The 1,324-nt window shown below is 63.9% G+C and carries 1 pseudogene; it reads right to left on the bottom strand.

Annotation, left to right across the window (positions count from 1 at the left end):
- Nucleotides 1-1,324, bottom strand: a pseudogene (locus ACT8II_RS04635) (DNA-directed RNA polymerase subunit beta'); the annotation flags it as partial.

Raw genomic sequence — 1,324 nt, 5'->3', positions numbered from 1 at the left:
ACGACGCGGAGGACAGCCAGGAGTCGATGGAGGAAGCGACCTTGAGCGTACCCAGAATCGCAGGCTCGGCGGCAGGCGGCGTGAGGCCCAGACGCGCCACGCGATCGACCTCGTCGGCGAACTCGTAGCGGTCCACGTACTGGCCGAGCAGGTAGCGGGAGTCACCGGGGTTGGTGATCTGAACGCGACGCAGCATCTGGCGAGCCATAACCTCGATGTGCTTGTCGTTGAGGTCGACGCCCTGGGAGTTGTAGACCTCCTTCACGTTCTCGACGAACGTGTGCATGGTGGACTCGATGTCGGTGAGCTGGCGCAGGTTGCGGAAGTTCACGAAGCCCTTGGTGATCTGATCGCCGGCGCGGACCTCGCAGCCGTCCTCGATACCGGGCATGAACTGCACGGCGGCGGGAACGCGCTTCTCGTCCAGAATGCGGCTCGGGTCGTCCGAGTCGGTGAGCGTGAGCACATACTCGGACTTCTCGGGCTTGATGGCCAGGTGACCGGAGAACGGGGCGAGGTCGGCCTCGCGACCGAGAATCTTCTCGTTAACGTTGCCGACGATGTCGAACATACGCGAAACGGTCGGGAGACCCTGCGTAATGTCCGCAACGCCCGCGACGCCGCCGGAGTGAATCGTACGCATCGTAAGCTGCGTACCGGGCTCGCCGATGGACTGGGCGGCGATGATGCCGACCGCGGTACCGATGGCGACAGGACGGCGGGTGGAGAGGTCCCAGCCGTAGCACTTCTGGCACACGCCGTACTTGGAGCGGCAGGTGAGCAGTGCACGCAGCGCGACCTTCTTGAGGCCGGCGTCGACCATCTTCTTGAGGTCGTCGACGCAGGTGATGTACTCGTCCTTCTTGAACAGGACGGTGCCATCGGCAGCCACGACATCCTCGAGGAAGCAACGACCGACGAGGTCGGCGTTGATATCCTCGGTGCCCGGGATGATCAGGTTGTACGTGCAGCCCTCAGTGGTGCCACAGTCCTCTTCGCGCACGATGACGTCCTGTGCCACGTCGACGAGTCGACGGGTGAGGTAACCGGAGTCGGAGGTGTGCGAGGCGGTATCGACGAGGCCCTTACGAGCGCCGTAGGTGGAGATGAAGTACTCGAGCGGGAGCAGACCCTCGCGGAAGTTCGCCTTAATGGGAAGGTCGATCGTCTCGCCGGACATGTCCGCCATGAGGCCGCGCATGCCGCCGAGCTGACGCAGCTGCGCCTTGGAGCCACGGGCGCCGGAGTCGGCCATCATGTAGATGGGGTTCTCCTCATCGAACATCGCGAGCATCTTGGAAGCGACCTCGTCGGTAGCGGCGGT

Origin of the sequence: Collinsella sp. (assembly GCF_052346665.1) — a bacterium.
Classification (GTDB): Bacteria; Actinomycetota; Coriobacteriia; order Coriobacteriales; family Coriobacteriaceae; genus Collinsella.
Note: the sequence above shows the minus strand (reverse complement) of the source record. Positions and strands in the feature narration are given on the sequence as shown.